The sequence below is a fragment of the Sagittula sp. S175 genome, assembly GCF_049800975.1.
Lineage (GTDB): Bacteria > Pseudomonadota > Alphaproteobacteria > Rhodobacterales > Rhodobacteraceae > Sagittula.
This window is the reverse complement of record NZ_JBNAGB010000002.1, coordinates 288856-301692: the sequence shown is the minus strand read 5'-3', so window position 1 is coordinate 301692 and position 12837 is coordinate 288856. Positions and strand designations below refer to the sequence as shown.

16 protein-coding genes are annotated in these 12837 nt (G+C 64.9%); 8 read left to right on the top strand and 8 right to left on the bottom strand.

Annotated elements, in window-relative coordinates; genetic code table 11:
* Window positions 1-175: 175 nt before the first annotated feature.
* From rplI to rpsF, 3 genes are read right to left on the bottom strand one after another with little or no spacing between them, the layout of a single operon-like run.
* Entirely contained in the window at window positions 176-790 is a 615-nt protein-coding gene (gene rplI / locus ACP16H_RS04650; RefSeq protein ID WP_425071088.1) for a 50S ribosomal protein L9, read from the bottom strand.
* Between the two features lie 13 nt (window positions 791-803).
* The gene (rpsR, locus tag ACP16H_RS04645; RefSeq protein ID WP_005982441.1) at window positions 804-1031 is read right to left on the bottom strand and encodes a 30S ribosomal protein S18; all 228 of its coding nucleotides are present in this window, start codon (window positions 1029-1031) and stop codon (window positions 804-806) included.
* A 24-nt stretch (window positions 1032-1055) separates the two neighbouring features.
* Entirely contained in the window at window positions 1056-1418 is a 363-nt protein-coding gene (rpsF, locus tag ACP16H_RS04640; RefSeq protein WP_425071087.1) for a 30S ribosomal protein S6, read from the bottom strand.
* A gap of 250 nt (window positions 1419-1668) precedes the next feature.
* On the opposite strand from rpsF, the gene ACP16H_RS04635 reads away from it, so the two are divergent.
* The 3 genes from ACP16H_RS04635 to ACP16H_RS04625 all read left to right on the top strand — a co-directional run bounded on the left by ACP16H_RS04635 (window position 1669) and on the right by ACP16H_RS04625 (window position 3377).
* Entirely contained in the window at window positions 1669-1917 is a 249-nt protein-coding gene (locus ACP16H_RS04635; RefSeq protein WP_425071086.1) for a hypothetical protein, read from the top strand.
* A 108-nt stretch (window positions 1918-2025) separates the two neighbouring features.
* On the top strand, window positions 2026-2595 hold the full coding sequence (locus ACP16H_RS04630; RefSeq protein ID WP_425071085.1) for a YceI family protein: 570 nt from the start codon (window positions 2026-2028) through the stop codon (window positions 2593-2595).
* A 143-nt stretch (window positions 2596-2738) separates the two neighbouring features.
* On the top strand, window positions 2739-3377 hold the full coding sequence (locus ACP16H_RS04625; RefSeq protein ID WP_425071084.1) for a hypothetical protein: 639 nt from the start codon (window positions 2739-2741) through the stop codon (window positions 3375-3377).
* A 3-nt stretch (window positions 3378-3380) separates the two neighbouring features.
* Here ACP16H_RS04625 and ACP16H_RS04620 read toward each other — a convergent pair whose 3' ends face one another.
* Window positions 3381-4574, bottom strand: coding sequence for a cytochrome b/b6 domain-containing protein (locus ACP16H_RS04620; RefSeq protein ID WP_425071083.1), 1194 nt, complete (start codon window positions 4572-4574; stop codon window positions 3381-3383).
* Window positions 4575-4727: 153 nt separating this feature from the next.
* On the opposite strand from ACP16H_RS04620, the gene fabD reads away from it, so the two are divergent.
* The 3 genes from fabD to ACP16H_RS04605 all read left to right on the top strand — a co-directional run bounded on the left by fabD (window position 4728) and on the right by ACP16H_RS04605 (window position 6928).
* Complete coding sequence (gene fabD / locus ACP16H_RS04615) at window positions 4728-5669, top strand: ACP S-malonyltransferase (protein WP_425071082.1); 942 nt, start codon at window positions 4728-4730, stop codon at window positions 5667-5669.
* A gap of 70 nt (window positions 5670-5739) precedes the next feature.
* Window positions 5740-6477, top strand: coding sequence for a 3-oxoacyl-ACP reductase FabG (gene fabG, locus ACP16H_RS04610; protein WP_425071081.1), 738 nt, complete (start codon window positions 5740-5742; stop codon window positions 6475-6477).
* 217 nt (window positions 6478-6694) lie between these two features.
* On the top strand, window positions 6695-6928 hold the full coding sequence (locus ACP16H_RS04605; RefSeq protein ID WP_425071080.1) for an acyl carrier protein: 234 nt from the start codon (window positions 6695-6697) through the stop codon (window positions 6926-6928).
* Window positions 6929-7060: 132 nt separating this feature from the next.
* On the opposite strand, the gene ACP16H_RS04600 is transcribed toward ACP16H_RS04605, so the two are convergent.
* From ACP16H_RS04600 to mazG, 4 genes are all read right to left on the bottom strand, one after another.
* Window positions 7061-7651: a DJ-1/PfpI family protein gene (locus tag ACP16H_RS04600; protein ID WP_425071079.1), complete on the bottom strand. Its 591-nt coding sequence runs from the start codon at window positions 7649-7651 to the stop codon at window positions 7061-7063.
* Between the two features lie 140 nt (window positions 7652-7791).
* Window positions 7792-8796, bottom strand: a complete 1005-nt coding sequence (locus ACP16H_RS04595; RefSeq protein WP_425071078.1) for a Fe(3+) ABC transporter substrate-binding protein — start codon at window positions 8794-8796, stop codon at window positions 7792-7794.
* Window positions 8797-8926: 130 nt separating this feature from the next.
* On the bottom strand, window positions 8927-9463 hold the full coding sequence (locus ACP16H_RS04590) for a hypothetical protein (RefSeq protein WP_425071077.1): 537 nt from the start codon (window positions 9461-9463) through the stop codon (window positions 8927-8929).
* Between the two features lie 34 nt (window positions 9464-9497).
* On the bottom strand, window positions 9498-10322 hold the full coding sequence (mazG, locus tag ACP16H_RS04585) for a nucleoside triphosphate pyrophosphohydrolase (protein ID WP_425071076.1): 825 nt from the start codon (window positions 10320-10322) through the stop codon (window positions 9498-9500).
* A gap of 59 nt (window positions 10323-10381) precedes the next feature.
* On the opposite strand from mazG, the gene ACP16H_RS04580 reads away from it, so the two are divergent.
* Both ACP16H_RS04580 and ACP16H_RS04575 read left to right on the top strand, forming a co-directional pair.
* Entirely contained in the window at window positions 10382-11533 is a 1152-nt protein-coding gene (locus tag ACP16H_RS04580; protein WP_425071130.1) for an amidohydrolase, read from the top strand.
* Window positions 11534-11668: 135 nt separating this feature from the next.
* On the top strand, window positions 11669-12832 hold the full coding sequence (locus ACP16H_RS04575) for a M20 aminoacylase family protein (protein WP_425071075.1): 1164 nt from the start codon (window positions 11669-11671) through the stop codon (window positions 12830-12832).
* The last annotated feature ends 5 nt before the right edge of the window (window positions 12833-12837 follow it).

Sequence of the window (12837 nt, the reverse complement as noted above, 5' to 3'; positions counted from 1 at the left end):
CGTCTTGCCGACAGGCTTAGAGGCAGAAGTTTAACGGTACATGACCACCGGGTCATTTCCGCCGGGCAGAGTCCTCTGAATTGTCCTTTTATTGAGCGCGAAAAGTTTTCAGGGGCCATGAGAAAAGGGCCGCCACGCAAGGTGACGGCCCTTTGTATGTCGATGTGGCGGAGGATCAGTCCTCGTCGCCCTCGGATGCGCGCGGTGCCGGTGCATCGTCGTCGTCGTCGCTGGCTGCGCCACCGATGTCGTCGAACAGCTGCGACACTTCGAATTCGGCCTGTGCCTCTTCTTCGGCTGCCAGTTCCTGGATCGACTTGCCGGACTGCTGGAGTTCGGCTTCTTCCGGGGAACGTGCAACGTTCAGGGAGATCACGGCCATGACTTCGGGGTGCAGGTGCACTTCGACTTCATGCAGGCCGAGTTCCTTGATCGGCTGGCGGATGACGACCTGCTTGCGGTCGATCGAGAAGCCGCCCTCGGTCGCCACGATGGCGGCGTCGCGGGTGGTCACGGAACCGTAGAGGTTGCCGCCGTCCGATGCGGAACGGATCACGACGAACTGCTGACCATCCAGACGCTCGGCCAGGGCCGCTGCTTCTTTCTTGGTCTCCAGGTTACGCGCTTCGAGCTGCGCTTTTTGCGCTTCGAAGTTGGCGATGTTTTCCTTGGAGGCGGTCAGAGCCTTGCCCTGCAGCAGCAGGTAGTTGCGTGCGTAACCGGGCTTGACGTCGACGACGTCGCCCATCTGGCCCAGCTTGGCCACGCGCTCGAGAAGGATAACTTGCATTGTCAGGTTCTCCTTACTTCACGGCGTAGGGCAGCAGGGCGAGGAAGCGGGCGCGCTTGATGGCGCGGGCCAGTTCACGCTGCTTCTTTGCCGAGACGGCGGTGATGCGGGACGGAACGATCTTGCCGCGCTCAGAGATGTAGCGCTGCAGGAGACGGGTGTCCTTGTAGTCGATCTTGGGTGCGTTGTCGCCCGAGAAGGGGCAGACCTTGCGGCGGCGGAAAAACGGTTTTGCAGCCATTGTCTATACTCCTTGCTTCAGGGATCAGTCGCGGGGACGACGCTCGCGGCGCTCGCCACGGTCGTCTTTCTTCTGCATCTGGACGGAGGGACCATCCTCGTGTGCGTCGACCTTGATGGTCAGGACGCGCATCACGTCGTCATGCAGGCGCATCAGGCGTTCCATTTCCTGAACAGCCGCCGACGGTGCGTCGGACTTCAGGAAGGCGTAGTGGCCCTTGCGGTTCTTGTTGATCTTGTAGGCCATGGTCTTCACGCCCCAGTACTCGGACTCGACGACCTTGCCGCCATTGTCCGAAAGAACGGTGCTGAAGTGTTCCACCAGGCCTTCGGCCTGCGCGTTGGACAGGTCCTGACGCGAGATAAAGACATGCTCGTACAGCGGCATGTGCTCTCCATTTCTATCAAGGCGCGTTTCAAAGGCCGGGCTGAACCTTCCGCGCCCGTGCCACGAGACTCCGCGCGGATGAATCGATCTTGCGGAAGGAAGGCTCCGTATACACGGAATCGGCTGGCCCGCAAGGCGTTTGCTGCCTTGTCCGTGACGGCGTGAGATTGCCGCATCGCTGCCCAATTCCGGTCGGTTTTGGCGCGCAGGGTCGGGGCAAGGTTAACAGAACGTTGAAAAGGATGACAGCATGACCGCAGCGACGCGCAGGATCGAGGACAGTCTGGCGAGCCGTCCGGTGGTGCCCATGCAAACGCTGGTGGTGCGGTTCTTCCTGATGTGCGTGGGGTTCGGGCTGACCATGTCGGCCTTCGGCATCTGGATGGTAGGGAGCTCGCATGGTGCGTCCGACATGATGCTGATGAAGCTGGGCGTGTCCCTGTTCATGCTCATCACCGGGATGTGCATGATTACCGTCGCCAAGAACGGCGAGGCCTGAGGGGTTCTGTTCGCATTCCAACAGACCCTGTTGGATAAGGCGGAATTGAGTGCGTTGGTGCGCAAAGTATCTATGGGTCATCCAAAGAAAACAAACGGGATGACACCAATGAAATCCGCACTCTTCGCCGCAGCGCTGGCGCTTGCACCGATGACCGCCGTCGCGGGCGAGGCCTATGTTCTGGACTCGTCGCACAGCCAGATCCTGTTCACCTACAACCACCTGGGCTTCTCCACGGGCATGGGCATGTTCTCGGGCTTCGAGGGCACCATCGACTGGGACAAGGAAGATCCGGCGGCATCGTCGGTCGAAGTGTCCTTCCCGGTGAAGTCGATGCTGACCGGCTGGCAGGAGCGGTTCGACCACTTCATGTCCGATGACTTCTTCGGCGCGACGGACGACGAGATGGTGACCTTCACGTCGACCGCGATCGAAGTGACCGGCGAGAACACCGCCAACATCACCGGCGACCTGACCCTGAACGGCGTGACCAAGTCGGTCGTTCTGGACGCCAAGCTGAACCAGCAGGGCGATCACCCGATGGCGGGCAAGCCCTGGGCGGGCTTCGACGCGACCACCACGCTGGTGCGTTCGGACTACAACCTCGGCATGTTTGCCCCCTACGTCAGCGACGAGGTCGAGGTGACGATCTCGGTCGAGGCGATGAAGGCCGAATAAGGTTTTCGGTTTCGCAACCAATGAAGGGCTCGCCGCTGGCGGGCCCTTTTGCGTTGAAACAAATGCTCGGGATTACGCGGCTTGGTCGCCCCCATTTGCGCCGCATTGCGGGGCGAGTCTGTGCGCCACGAAAGGCACAGACGATGTTCGATATCATTCCCGGGGGTGGCGGCGGTTGGCGGCTGGTCGACCCGCGCCCCATCAAGGCCATGGCACCTTATACATTCTTTACGCCGTCCGAGGCTGAGCTGGAGGCGCTGCGCATGGGCGACAGCGTGCATCTGGCTTTTGCGCCGGACAAGGCGCTGGAAGGCGAGGCGGAGCGGTTGTGGGTCCGGATAGAGGACCGCTCTGGTCCGATCTGGCAAGGCGCGGTCGAGGATGGCCGCGAGAGCTTGCCGGGGCTGGAGGCCGGGAGCGCGGTGAGTTTCCACCCCTGGCATGTGGTTGCGGTGCGCGAATGCCGTGTGGACGGGCTGGAGGAGGAGGCACGGTACTTTGCGCGCGCTCATATCGACCCACGCTTGCTGACCGGCGAGGTGCTGCTGGGCGCTTTGGAGCGTCGTGACGAGGTTGGCCAGTCGGCGCGGCGCGGGGTCTATGCGGACACCGGGTGGTTTGCGTTTGGCGATGACGACCTGCGCCCCGATGCCATGGCAATGCATTATGGCCCGATCGGGCTGGTGCTGAACATCGATGACAGCATGATGCCATTGCTGCGCGCCCCGTATGGGACGCGCATCGAGAGGTGGCAGGGAGGTTGGCGCCGGGTGGCGCTGTAGCCCCTAGTTGGCGCGCTGCGCCGTGAGGGTCACATCGACGGTCACGTCAAAGCCCAGCTGTGCGGGGTCCGACATGCTGTCGCCGATGCCGTAGGCCCGGCGGTCGAGGGTGGCCTGTCCGGTCATGGTGGCCGTGTCACCTGCGACGTCGAGCGTGAAGGGGAGCGTGACGGCCGCCTCGGTGCCCTTGAGGGTCAGGGTGCCGTCGGCGGTGTAGCCTGTTTCCGTGCGCGTGATGGGCGCGGTGAAGGTTGCCGTGGGATGGGTTTCCGCGTCAAAGAAATCCGCGCCGAGCGCCTGCTTTGTCACGCTGCCAAGGGTCAGCGAGGGGATGGCGATCTGCACGGTGACATTGCCCTTTTCGCCAAGGCCTTCGCTGTCGTCAAAGGTGATGTCGGCGGTCCAGTCGGCAAAGCTGCCCTCGACCGTCTTGCCGAACTGCTGGACGGACAGGGCGAGCGTGCCCTCGGTCACTTGCCAGTCGCTTTCGACCTGTTCCAGGGCCGCGGCCTGGGGGGCCTCGTCGTGCGAGAAGAGGCCGCCCGCATAGGCCGTGCCAAAGGCGGCCAGCCAGATGGCGAGCGCGGCGAGGGGCGCAGCGGCGTGGTGTGGGGCCGGGCGGTTGCCTGCCTCGGTCGCGCCGAACCACATGCGGCGCAGGGTGGCGTCGCGGTCGATGACGTGGTGCTTCAGCGCGCCCGCGATGTGCAGCGCGATTGTTCCGGTTAGCACCCATTGCAGCAGCCAGTGCGCGGTGGCGAAGGTCTCGGCCAGTGCGGGGCTTTTGGGGACAAGCGGCAGGTTCTGGCCCAAGGGTCCCCAGATCGGGGCGAAGCCGTCGGTGGCGGCGTGTTCGATCCAGCCCGAGAGGGGGACAAGCACGAGGGAGCCGTAAAGCAGCCAGTGGACCAGCTCGGCGGCGAAGGTTTCGGCCTTGCGGTCGGGATGCAGGGCGACGGGCTTGGGCTGGAAAATCGCCCAGGCGATGCGGGCGAGAGCCACGAAGAAGATCGCAACGCCCAGCGTCTTGTGGATCGAGAAGAGGGTGGCCTTGTAGGCCAGGTCCTCGGCGGTGGCATAGGGCGCGTCGGAGGCGATCAGACCGAGGGGGATCATCACGAGGATGCCGAGGGCGATCAGCCAGTGGAAGGTCTTGGACACGGTGCCATAACGGCGGGCGGTGTTGGTGAGGGGCATGGGGTCGCTCTTTGATCTGTTGCACCAGACCTAGCGGAATGCTGCGGCTGCACCAATCTTCACGCGCGCACAGGTGGCGTGCGCTATGCGTTGCGCGCGCGCGGCTGGCGCGCTAAGGGCGTTCCCCAAGGACAAGACATGAAGGAGAGGGCCATGAGCCGCGCATTCATCTTCCCGGGGCAGGGTGCTCAGACCATTGGCATGGGGCGTGACCTGGCCGAAGCCTATCCGGCGGCGAAGGCTGTCTTTGACGAGGTGGACGCCGCTCTGGGCGAGAACCTGTCGGGGCTGATCTGGGAAGGCGACATCGAGACGCTGACCCTAACGGCCAATGCGCAGCCGGCTCTGATGGCGACCTCGATCGCGGCGCTGCGGGCGCTGGAAGCCGAAGGCGTGACGGTTAAGGCGGCGGCCTATGTCGCGGGCCATTCGCTGGGCGAATATACTGCGCTGACGGCGGCGGGCGCTTTGACGGTGAGTGACGCGGCGCGGCTGCTGCGCAAGCGCGGGCAGGCGATGCAGGCGGCGGTCCCGGTGGGACAGGGTGCCATGGCGGCGGTGCTGGGGCTGGACCTGGACGGCGTGCGCGCCGTGGTGGCCGAGGCCGCGCAGGGCGACGTGCTGGCGGCGGCCAACGACAATGACCCGGCGCAGGTGGTGATCTCCGGTGCCAAGGCGGCGGTGGAGCGCGCGGTGGATGTGGCCAAGGCGGCGGGTGCCAAGCGCGCGCTGTTGCTGCCGGTGTCCGCCCCCTTCCATTGTGACTTGATGCAGCCCGCTGCCGATGTGATGGCGGAGGCGCTGGACGACGTGGAAATCCGCGCGCCCAAGGTGCCGTTGGTGGCCAACGTGCGCGCCGCGAGCGTGACGGACGTGACCCTGATCCGCGCGCTGCTGGTGGAGCAGGTCTGCGGGTCGGTGCGCTGGCGCGAGTCGGTGGAATATATGGTGGGCAAGGGCGTGACCGAGTTCTGGGAAATCGGCGCGGGCAAGGCGCTGTCGGGCATGGTGCGCCGCATCCACAAGGACGCAGGCGTGCGCAACGTCGGCACGGCGGCGGATGTAAAAGCAGCTGTCGAGGCATTCAACGCCTGAGGGGCGGCGCGATTTTTCTGCGAAAAATCGTCCCCCGCGCGTGGGGACGGACGCGAGATTGGAGAGAGACATGTTTGATCTGACGGGAAAGAATGCCCTTGTCACCGGCGCTTCGGGTGGCATTGGCGGCGAGATTGCCAAGGCGCTGCATGCGGCGGGGGCCACCGTGGGCCTGTCCGGCACGCGCGTGGAGCCGCTGGAGGCTCTGGCTGCCGAACTGGGCGACCGCGCTCATGTGCTGCCCTGCAACCTGTCCGACGCCGAGGCCGTGAACGCGCTGCCGAAGCAGGCCGCCGAGGCCATGGGGTCGGTCGACATCCTGGTGAACAACGCGGGCATCACCCGTGACAACCTGTTCATGCGCATGTCCGAAGAAGAGTGGGCCAGCGTGCTGGAGGTGAACCTCACCTCGACCTTCCGCCTGTGCAAGGGCGTGTTGCGCGGCATGATGAAGGCGCGTTGGGGCCGCATCGTCAACATCTCCTCGGTGGTGGGTGCGACCGGCAACCCGGGGCAGGGCAATTATGCCGCCGCCAAGGCCGGGATGATCGGCATGTCCAAATCGCTGGCCTACGAGGTTGCTTCGCGCGGGATCACGGTGAATGCCGTGGCACCGGGATTCATTGCCACGGCGATGACCGACAAGCTGAACGACGACCAGAAGGCCGCGATCCTCGGGCAGATCCCGGCGGGCCGCATGGGAAGCCCGGAGGAAATCGCGGCCGCCGTGCTGTACCTGGCCAGCGCCGAGGCCGGTTACGTGACGGGCGCCACGCTGCACGTCAACGGCGGTATGGCAATGCTGTAACGCGCCTGGGCGGCCTGCTGCAGAGCGGCGTGGGAAAGCATTTGCCATCCCTCGCGCCTGTGTTATAGGCCGCTCAGATTTCAGTCCGGAACGCGGGGTCGCGGGCCGGTTTGGGGGCTTCCCCCGAGTGATCGAGCCGCCCGTCCCGGGCACGAAACGTCCGCCAACGGGTCGGGCACATCTGGGCGCAAGCCCTTGGACTTGTGAGGAAAAGACTATGAGCGACATCGCAGATCGCGTGAAGAAGATTGTTGTCGAGCACCTGAGCGTCGAAGAGGACAAGGTTGTCGAGTCGGCATCCTTCATCGACGACCTCGGCGCGGACTCGCTGGACACCGTCGAGCTGGTCATGGCCTTCGAAGAAGAGTTCGGCATCGAGATCCCGGATGACGCAGCCGAGACCATCCAGACCTTCGGCGACGCGGTGAAGTTCATCACCGAAGCGCAGTAATTCGTTTTCCCTGAGGGGAAGGCAGGCGGCGGTCCCGATGGGGCCGCCGTTTTCTTTTGTCCGACCGGCGCGCGGGTGGCGTGGTCTGAGGCCTCCGGCGGGAGATATTTGAACCAAGGAGAAGCAGGGGCGTCAGGCGAAGGGATCGTCGTCGGGGTTGTCGTCCCAGACATATTCCGCGATGCGCGCAATGTGGCAGGCGGTCTTCTGGTCGTGCAGGTGTGCGACGAAGCCCAACGCCATGTCGGTTCCGGCGGAGACGCCGGAAGAGGTAAAAACGGACCCGTCCGCGACCCAGCGGGCGCGTCTTTGCCAGCCGATGTCGAGGTCCCTGGTGTGGTCCACAACCCAGTCGAACAGCATCTTGTTCGTGGTGGCCTTGCGCCCGGTCAGGATGCCTGCCTGCGCCAGGAAATAGGCGCCGGTGCAAACCGAAAGCGTGTATTGCGCCTGTTTCGACGCCTCCCGGATCCAGGGCAGCATGGCGCTGTCATCGACCTCTCCCGGTTTGCGGCAGCCGGGGACCAATAGCACGTCGCAGTCGAGGGCCGCATCGAAATCCGCGTCTGGCTGTGTGCGCGGGCCGCCCGTTCCCGCAACGGGGTGTAGGGTCTGGGCGACCAGCTTCAGCTTGAAGGCCGTGGGGCCGATGCCGAACATTTCGAGGGGCCCGTACAGGTCGAGCAATTCGAAGCCGGGATAAATCAGGGCAGAGAGTTTCATGGCGAATCACCTTTTGGTTGAATTCGGCCATTAGGCGCTTTGCCAGTTCGGCGAGCAAGGAAAAGGGCGCCGCGAGGGCGCCCTTTGCGATGGTCACGTGAGGTGCGCAGCCATTACGGTGATACGCACCGGACAGTGGATCAGCCGTCGAAGTCGACCTGTTCGACCAGCTTCAGTGCCTCGCTGCGGTGGCCTGCGATTTCCATCAGGTTGGTCTCGTCCGCCGTGAAGGTGCCCCAGCCCTTGACCAGGTCGTCGGCCTCGGCGCCCGGTGCGATGGGGTATTCGTAGTTGGCGGAGGCATAGACCTTCTGCGCCTCGGGGGAGACGAGGAATTCCATCATCTTCAAGGCGTTGTCGTGGTTGGGCGCGTTGGCAGCCATGGCGACGCCGGAGATGTTCACATGCGTGCCGGAGCCTTCGAATGTCGGGAAAAGCACGTTGACCGAGTTGGCCCATTCCACCTGCTCGGGGTCGCTGAGCATCTGGCCCATGTAGTAGGTGTTGCCGAGCGAGATGTCGCATTCGCCCGCCCAGATCGCCTTGACCTGCGCGCGGTCGTTGCCCTGCGGCTTGCGGGCGAGGTTGGATTTGACGCCTTCGATCCAGGTCTTGGTGTACTCTTCGCCGTGGTGGGCGATCATCGCCGACACCAGACCGATGGTGTAGTCATGCGTGCCGGAGCGGGTGCAGATGCGGCCTTTCCACTTGGGGTCGGCGAGGTCCTCGTAGGTGGTCACCTCGGAGGGATCAACGCGGTCCTTGGAGGCATAGACGATGCGCGCGCGGGTGGTCAGGCCCCACCAGTTGCCATCGGGATCGTGGTATTGCGCGGGCACGTTGGCCGACAGCACGTCGGAGGTGACGGGCTGGGTCACGCCGGCGTCGACCAGCGAGGCGAGGCGGGCGATGTCCACCGTGAACATCAGGTCGGCGGGGGAGCGGCGGCCTTCGGCCTGCAGACGCTCGACCATGCCCTTCTCGAGGAAGGCGACGTTGACCTTGATGCCCGTCGCCTCGGTGAAGGCGTCGGTCAGCGGGGCCAGCAGTTCGGGCTGGCGGTAGGAGTAGACGTTGACCTCTTGCGCGAGGGCCGGAGCGGCGAGCGCGGCAAGGGTCAGGGCGGTTGTGGCACGCAGGAACATGGGGGTCTCCTCGGACGTCGATGGGCGTTTGCACGCCGTGTTTGCGGGCCCTGTAAACCTGACTGATTTGCTCGGGTCAATACCCGAGTTATTTGATCGGTGATTTGTCGCCCGCCGATCCTTGCGCGCCTCAGAGGCAGGCGGCGTCGACGCCGAGGGCGCAGGCCCCGGCCAGGGTCGACAGCACGTCGGGCAAGGCGGAGGCGGGGATTTCCTCTGCGGCCACCATCAGGGCGAGGTTCTCGCAGGCCGGGCGGCTGCCCCCGGCACAGCCCTGTTCGTAGAAACCGGCGGCAAGGGCCGTGTCCTGTGGCAGGATGGTGCCGGTGTAATGCAGGTAGCCCATGTTGGCGCAGGCCCGGAAATAACCGTCCGCGCAGCTGGTCTCGATCAGGGCGACCCCTTCGGCGCGGGTCGCATCCGAGCCGTCGCCCGCACGGCCCATCATCAGCATCAGGCCCTTGTCAGCGCAGGAGATCGAATTGCCCAGAGCGCAGCCTTTCTCGGCAACGGCGTAGCCCGTTGCCTCGTCGCCGTCGGCCTGCGCGGTGCGGGCGGCCTGAAGGCAGGCCTCGCTGTCGCCGGCCATGCATTGCGCGACGGGGTCGGCGGCGGCGGGGGACGTGGCAAGGGTCACGAGGGCGAAAATGGCCGGATGTACGCGCATTGAGGAAAACCTTTTGATCTGTTCCCTCATAGGGTTATTCTGACGGAGCGGCCTTTTCCAGCGCCTTCGCCGCGTCCCAGAGCCCGTCCATTTCCGCAAGATCGCTGTCCTCGGGGCGTTTGCCCTGATCGGCCAGGGCCTGTTCGATGTATTGGAACCGGCGGGTGAACTTGGCATTGGCGGCGCGCAGGGCGGCCTCGGGGTCGATGTCGAGGTGGCGGGCGAGGTTGGCGACGACAAAGAGCATGTCGCCGAATTCCTCGAATTGCTCGTCGGGGTTCGAGGCTTGCCGGATCTCCTCGAGTTCCTCGTGCAGCTTGTCCATGACGTGACCCGAGTCGGGCCAGTCGAAGCCCACCCGCGCGGCGCGCTTTTGCAGTTTCACCGCGCGCATGAGGGCGGGCAGGCCCATGGCCACGCCGTCGAGCGTGCCCTGTTGCGCCTTCGAGGCGCGCTCCTGGGCCTTTATGATCTCCCAATCGACGGTCTGCTGTTCGGCTGATTTGTCGCGGCTCTCGTCGCCAAAGACATGGGGGTGCCGCGCGACCATCTTGTCCGACATGGTGTCGGCCACCTCGTCGAAGGTGAAGAGCCCGCGCTCGGACGCCATCTGCGCGTGAAAGACGGATTGGAAGAGCAGGTCGCCCAACTCGCCCTTCAGCTCGTCCCAGGCCTCGCGCTCGATGGCGTCGGCGACTTCGTAGGCCTCTTCGATGGTGTAGGGCGCGATGGTGGCAAAGTCCTGTTCTAGGTCCCAGGGGCAGCCGGTGTCGGGGTCGCGCAGGCGGCGCATGATTTCGATGAGGCGCGGCATGCCGCCGTGCGAGTCGTGGACGAGGTCGTCGGAGGATGAGGGCATTGCGTTTCCTTTCCGGCTTTGGCTTTGGTGTGGGGGAACAGGCGCGGGGAGTCCAGACGATGGTGGTGGTGAACAGGATTGCGGGCTTTGCCGAGGAGATGGCGGGCTGGCGGCGGCACATCCACATGCACCCGGAGCTGTGTCTGCAGTGTCACGAGACGGCGGCGTTTGTCGTCGAACGGTTGCGGGAATTCGGCGTGGATCATGTCGAGACCGGCGTGGCCGAAAGCGGCGTGGTGGCGGTGATCGACTGCGGCGAGGGGCCGGTGACGGGCTTGCGCGCCGATATGGACGCGCTGCCGATGCAGGAGAAGACGGGGGCGGTGTGGGCCTCGACCGTGCCGGGGCGGATGCATGCCTGCGGGCATGATGGGCATACGGCGATGCTGCTGGGCGCGGCGAAATACCTGTGCGAGACGCGTGGGTTCCGGGGCAAGGTCGTGCTGCTGTTCCAGCCCGCCGAAGAGACCATCGGCGGCGGGCGCATCATGGTGGAGCAGGGTGTGTTCGACCGCTATGGCGTCGAGGAAGTCTATGCGCTGCATTGCGATCCGTTCGGTGCGTTGGGGGAGTTTCGGACGCGGCCGGGGCCGATCATGGCGGCGGCGGATGATTACAGCGTGACGGTCAGGGGCGTCGGCGGACACGCGGCCTATCCGCAGGAATGCCGCGATCCGATGCCGGTGGGTTTTGCCATCGGGCAGGCCTTGCAGGCGCTGCCGAGGGGCTGTGATCAGCTGGAGAGCCTCGTGGTGGCGGTGACGCATATCCAGAGCGGGTCGGCGACGAATATCGTTCCCGATCAGTTGGTTCTGGGGGGAACTGTACGCAGTTTCCGGGCCGATATCCGCGACTGGGCAGAGCGGCGGATGGGGGAGATCGTGGCGGGCTGCGCCATGGCGGGCGGGGTTGAGGCGGTGCTGGATTATCAGCGCAACTACCCGGCGACGGTGAATCACGAGGCGCAGACGCGCTTTGCCGTGGAGGTGGCGCGGGAGGTGTCGGGCCGGGTGATGGACGATCTGCCACCGGAGATGGGGGCGGAGGATTTTTCCTACATGCTGGAGGCGCGGCCGGGGTGTTTCCTGTTCCTCGGGCAGGGTCTGGGCCCGTCGGTGCATCATCCGGCGTTTGATTTCAACGATGAGGCGGCGGTCTATGGCGCGAGTTTCTTCGCGCGGCTGATCGAGCGGCGGCATCGGTCTGGATGACGGCGACGCCGCTCGCGCTTTGCGCATCGCCCCGCCCGCCGTCCCGTCAGGTGCCGTAGGGATCGTTTCAGTTGGGGTTTTCTTTGGCGGATTTCGGGCGCAGGGTGCGCGGGACAAGACAAGGAGATCCGAACCATGGCCATCGTGAATTCCATCGCGGCGATGCAGGAGGAGATGACCGGCTGGCGGCGGCATCTGCACCAGCACCCGGAACTGGGTCTGGACTGCTTCAAGACCGCTGCGTTTGTCGTTGAAAGACTTAAGGAATTCGGGATCACGGAGATCCACGAGGGGATCGCGCGCACGGGCGTCGTGGCGATCATCGAGGGGCGCGCGCCGGGGCGGACGATTGGCCTGCGGGCCGATATGGATGCTTTGCCGATGGAGGATCTGTCTGAGACGGAGCATGCCTCCACGGTGCCGGGAATGGCGCATACCTGTGGGCATGACGGCCATACCACCATGCTGCTGGGGGCTGCCAAGTACCTTGCGGAGACGCGCAATTTCGCCGGTCGTGTGGCGCTGCTGTTCCAGCCTGCCGAGGAGAACGAGGGCGGCGGGCGCATCATGGTCGAGGAAGGCGTGATGGACCGTTTCGGGATCGAGGAGGTTTATGGCGTCCACAACTCGCCGGGGATGCCGGAGGGGTCGCTGAACACCAATCATGGCGCGCTGCTGGCCGGGGTCGACGAATTCACCATCCACATCAAGGGCAAGGGCGGTCATGGGGCGCAGCCTCAGGCGACCGCTGACCCGGTGGTGACGGCGGCCAGCATGGTCATGGCGATCCAGAGCATTTTGGGGCGCAATATCAGCGCCTTGGACCGCGTTGTTGTCTCGGTTTGCCAGATCCATTCCGGGTCGGCCATGAACATCGTGCCGGAGACGGCGATGTTGAATGGGACGGTGCGCTACTATGACAAGGACGCTCAGGCGACGGTGCGCAAGCGCATGGAAGAACTGGTGGAGTTCCAGGCGAAGAGTTTTGGCATGACGGCTGTGCTGGACTACCAGCCGGGCTATCCGCCGACGATCAACCACCCGGCGCAGGCGGCCTTTGCGGCGCAGGTCGCGCGGGAGGTCGTGGGGCCCGATATGGTGGACGAGGACACGCCGCCGATCATGCCGGGCGAGGATTTCGCCTATATGCTGGAAGCGCGGCCCGGGGCCTATCTGTTCCTTGGGCAAGGGGATACGCCGATCTGTCACCACCCGGAGTATGACTTCAACGACAATATCGCGCCGGTGGGGGCGTCGTTCTTTGCCCGGCTGGTGGAGACCGCGCTGCCGGTGAAATGATGTTC

Coding starts and splice junctions, on each gene's coding strand:
- ACP16H_RS04600 (WP_425071079.1), bottom strand. CDS start 7,651: ATGAAACTCTCTGCCCTGATTTATCCCGGCTTCGAATTGCTCGACCTG.
- rpsR (WP_005982441.1), bottom strand. CDS start 1,031: ATGGCTGCAAAACCGTTTTTCCGCCGCCGCAAGGTCTGCCCCTTCTCG.
- ACP16H_RS04630 (WP_425071085.1), top strand. CDS start 2,026: ATGAAATCCGCACTCTTCGCCGCAGCGCTGGCGCTTGCACCGATGACC.
- mazG (WP_425071076.1), bottom strand. CDS start 10,322: ATGCCCTCATCCTCCGACGACCTCGTCCACGACTCGCACGGCGGCATG.
- fabG (WP_425071081.1), top strand. CDS start 5,740: ATGTTTGATCTGACGGGAAAGAATGCCCTTGTCACCGGCGCTTCGGGT.
- ACP16H_RS04580 (WP_425071130.1), top strand. CDS start 10,382: ATGGTGGTGGTGAACAGGATTGCGGGCTTTGCCGAGGAGATGGCGGGC.
- ACP16H_RS04595 (WP_425071078.1), bottom strand. CDS start 8,796: ATGTTCCTGCGTGCCACAACCGCCCTGACCCTTGCCGCGCTCGCCGCT.
- ACP16H_RS04635 (WP_425071086.1), top strand. CDS start 1,669: ATGACCGCAGCGACGCGCAGGATCGAGGACAGTCTGGCGAGCCGTCCG.
- ACP16H_RS04605 (WP_425071080.1), top strand. CDS start 6,695: ATGAGCGACATCGCAGATCGCGTGAAGAAGATTGTTGTCGAGCACCTG.
- rplI (WP_425071088.1), bottom strand. CDS start 790: ATGCAAGTTATCCTTCTCGAGCGCGTGGCCAAGCTGGGCCAGATGGGC.
- rpsF (WP_425071087.1), bottom strand. CDS start 1,418: ATGCCGCTGTACGAGCATGTCTTTATCTCGCGTCAGGACCTGTCCAAC.
- ACP16H_RS04620 (WP_425071083.1), bottom strand. CDS start 4,574: ATGCCCCTCACCAACACCGCCCGCCGTTATGGCACCGTGTCCAAGACC.
- ACP16H_RS04625 (WP_425071084.1), top strand. CDS start 2,739: ATGTTCGATATCATTCCCGGGGGTGGCGGCGGTTGGCGGCTGGTCGAC.
- ACP16H_RS04590 (WP_425071077.1), bottom strand. CDS start 9,463: ATGCGCGTACATCCGGCCATTTTCGCCCTCGTGACCCTTGCCACGTCC.
- ACP16H_RS04575 (WP_425071075.1), top strand. CDS start 11,669: ATGGCCATCGTGAATTCCATCGCGGCGATGCAGGAGGAGATGACCGGC.
- fabD (WP_425071082.1), top strand. CDS start 4,728: ATGAGCCGCGCATTCATCTTCCCGGGGCAGGGTGCTCAGACCATTGGC.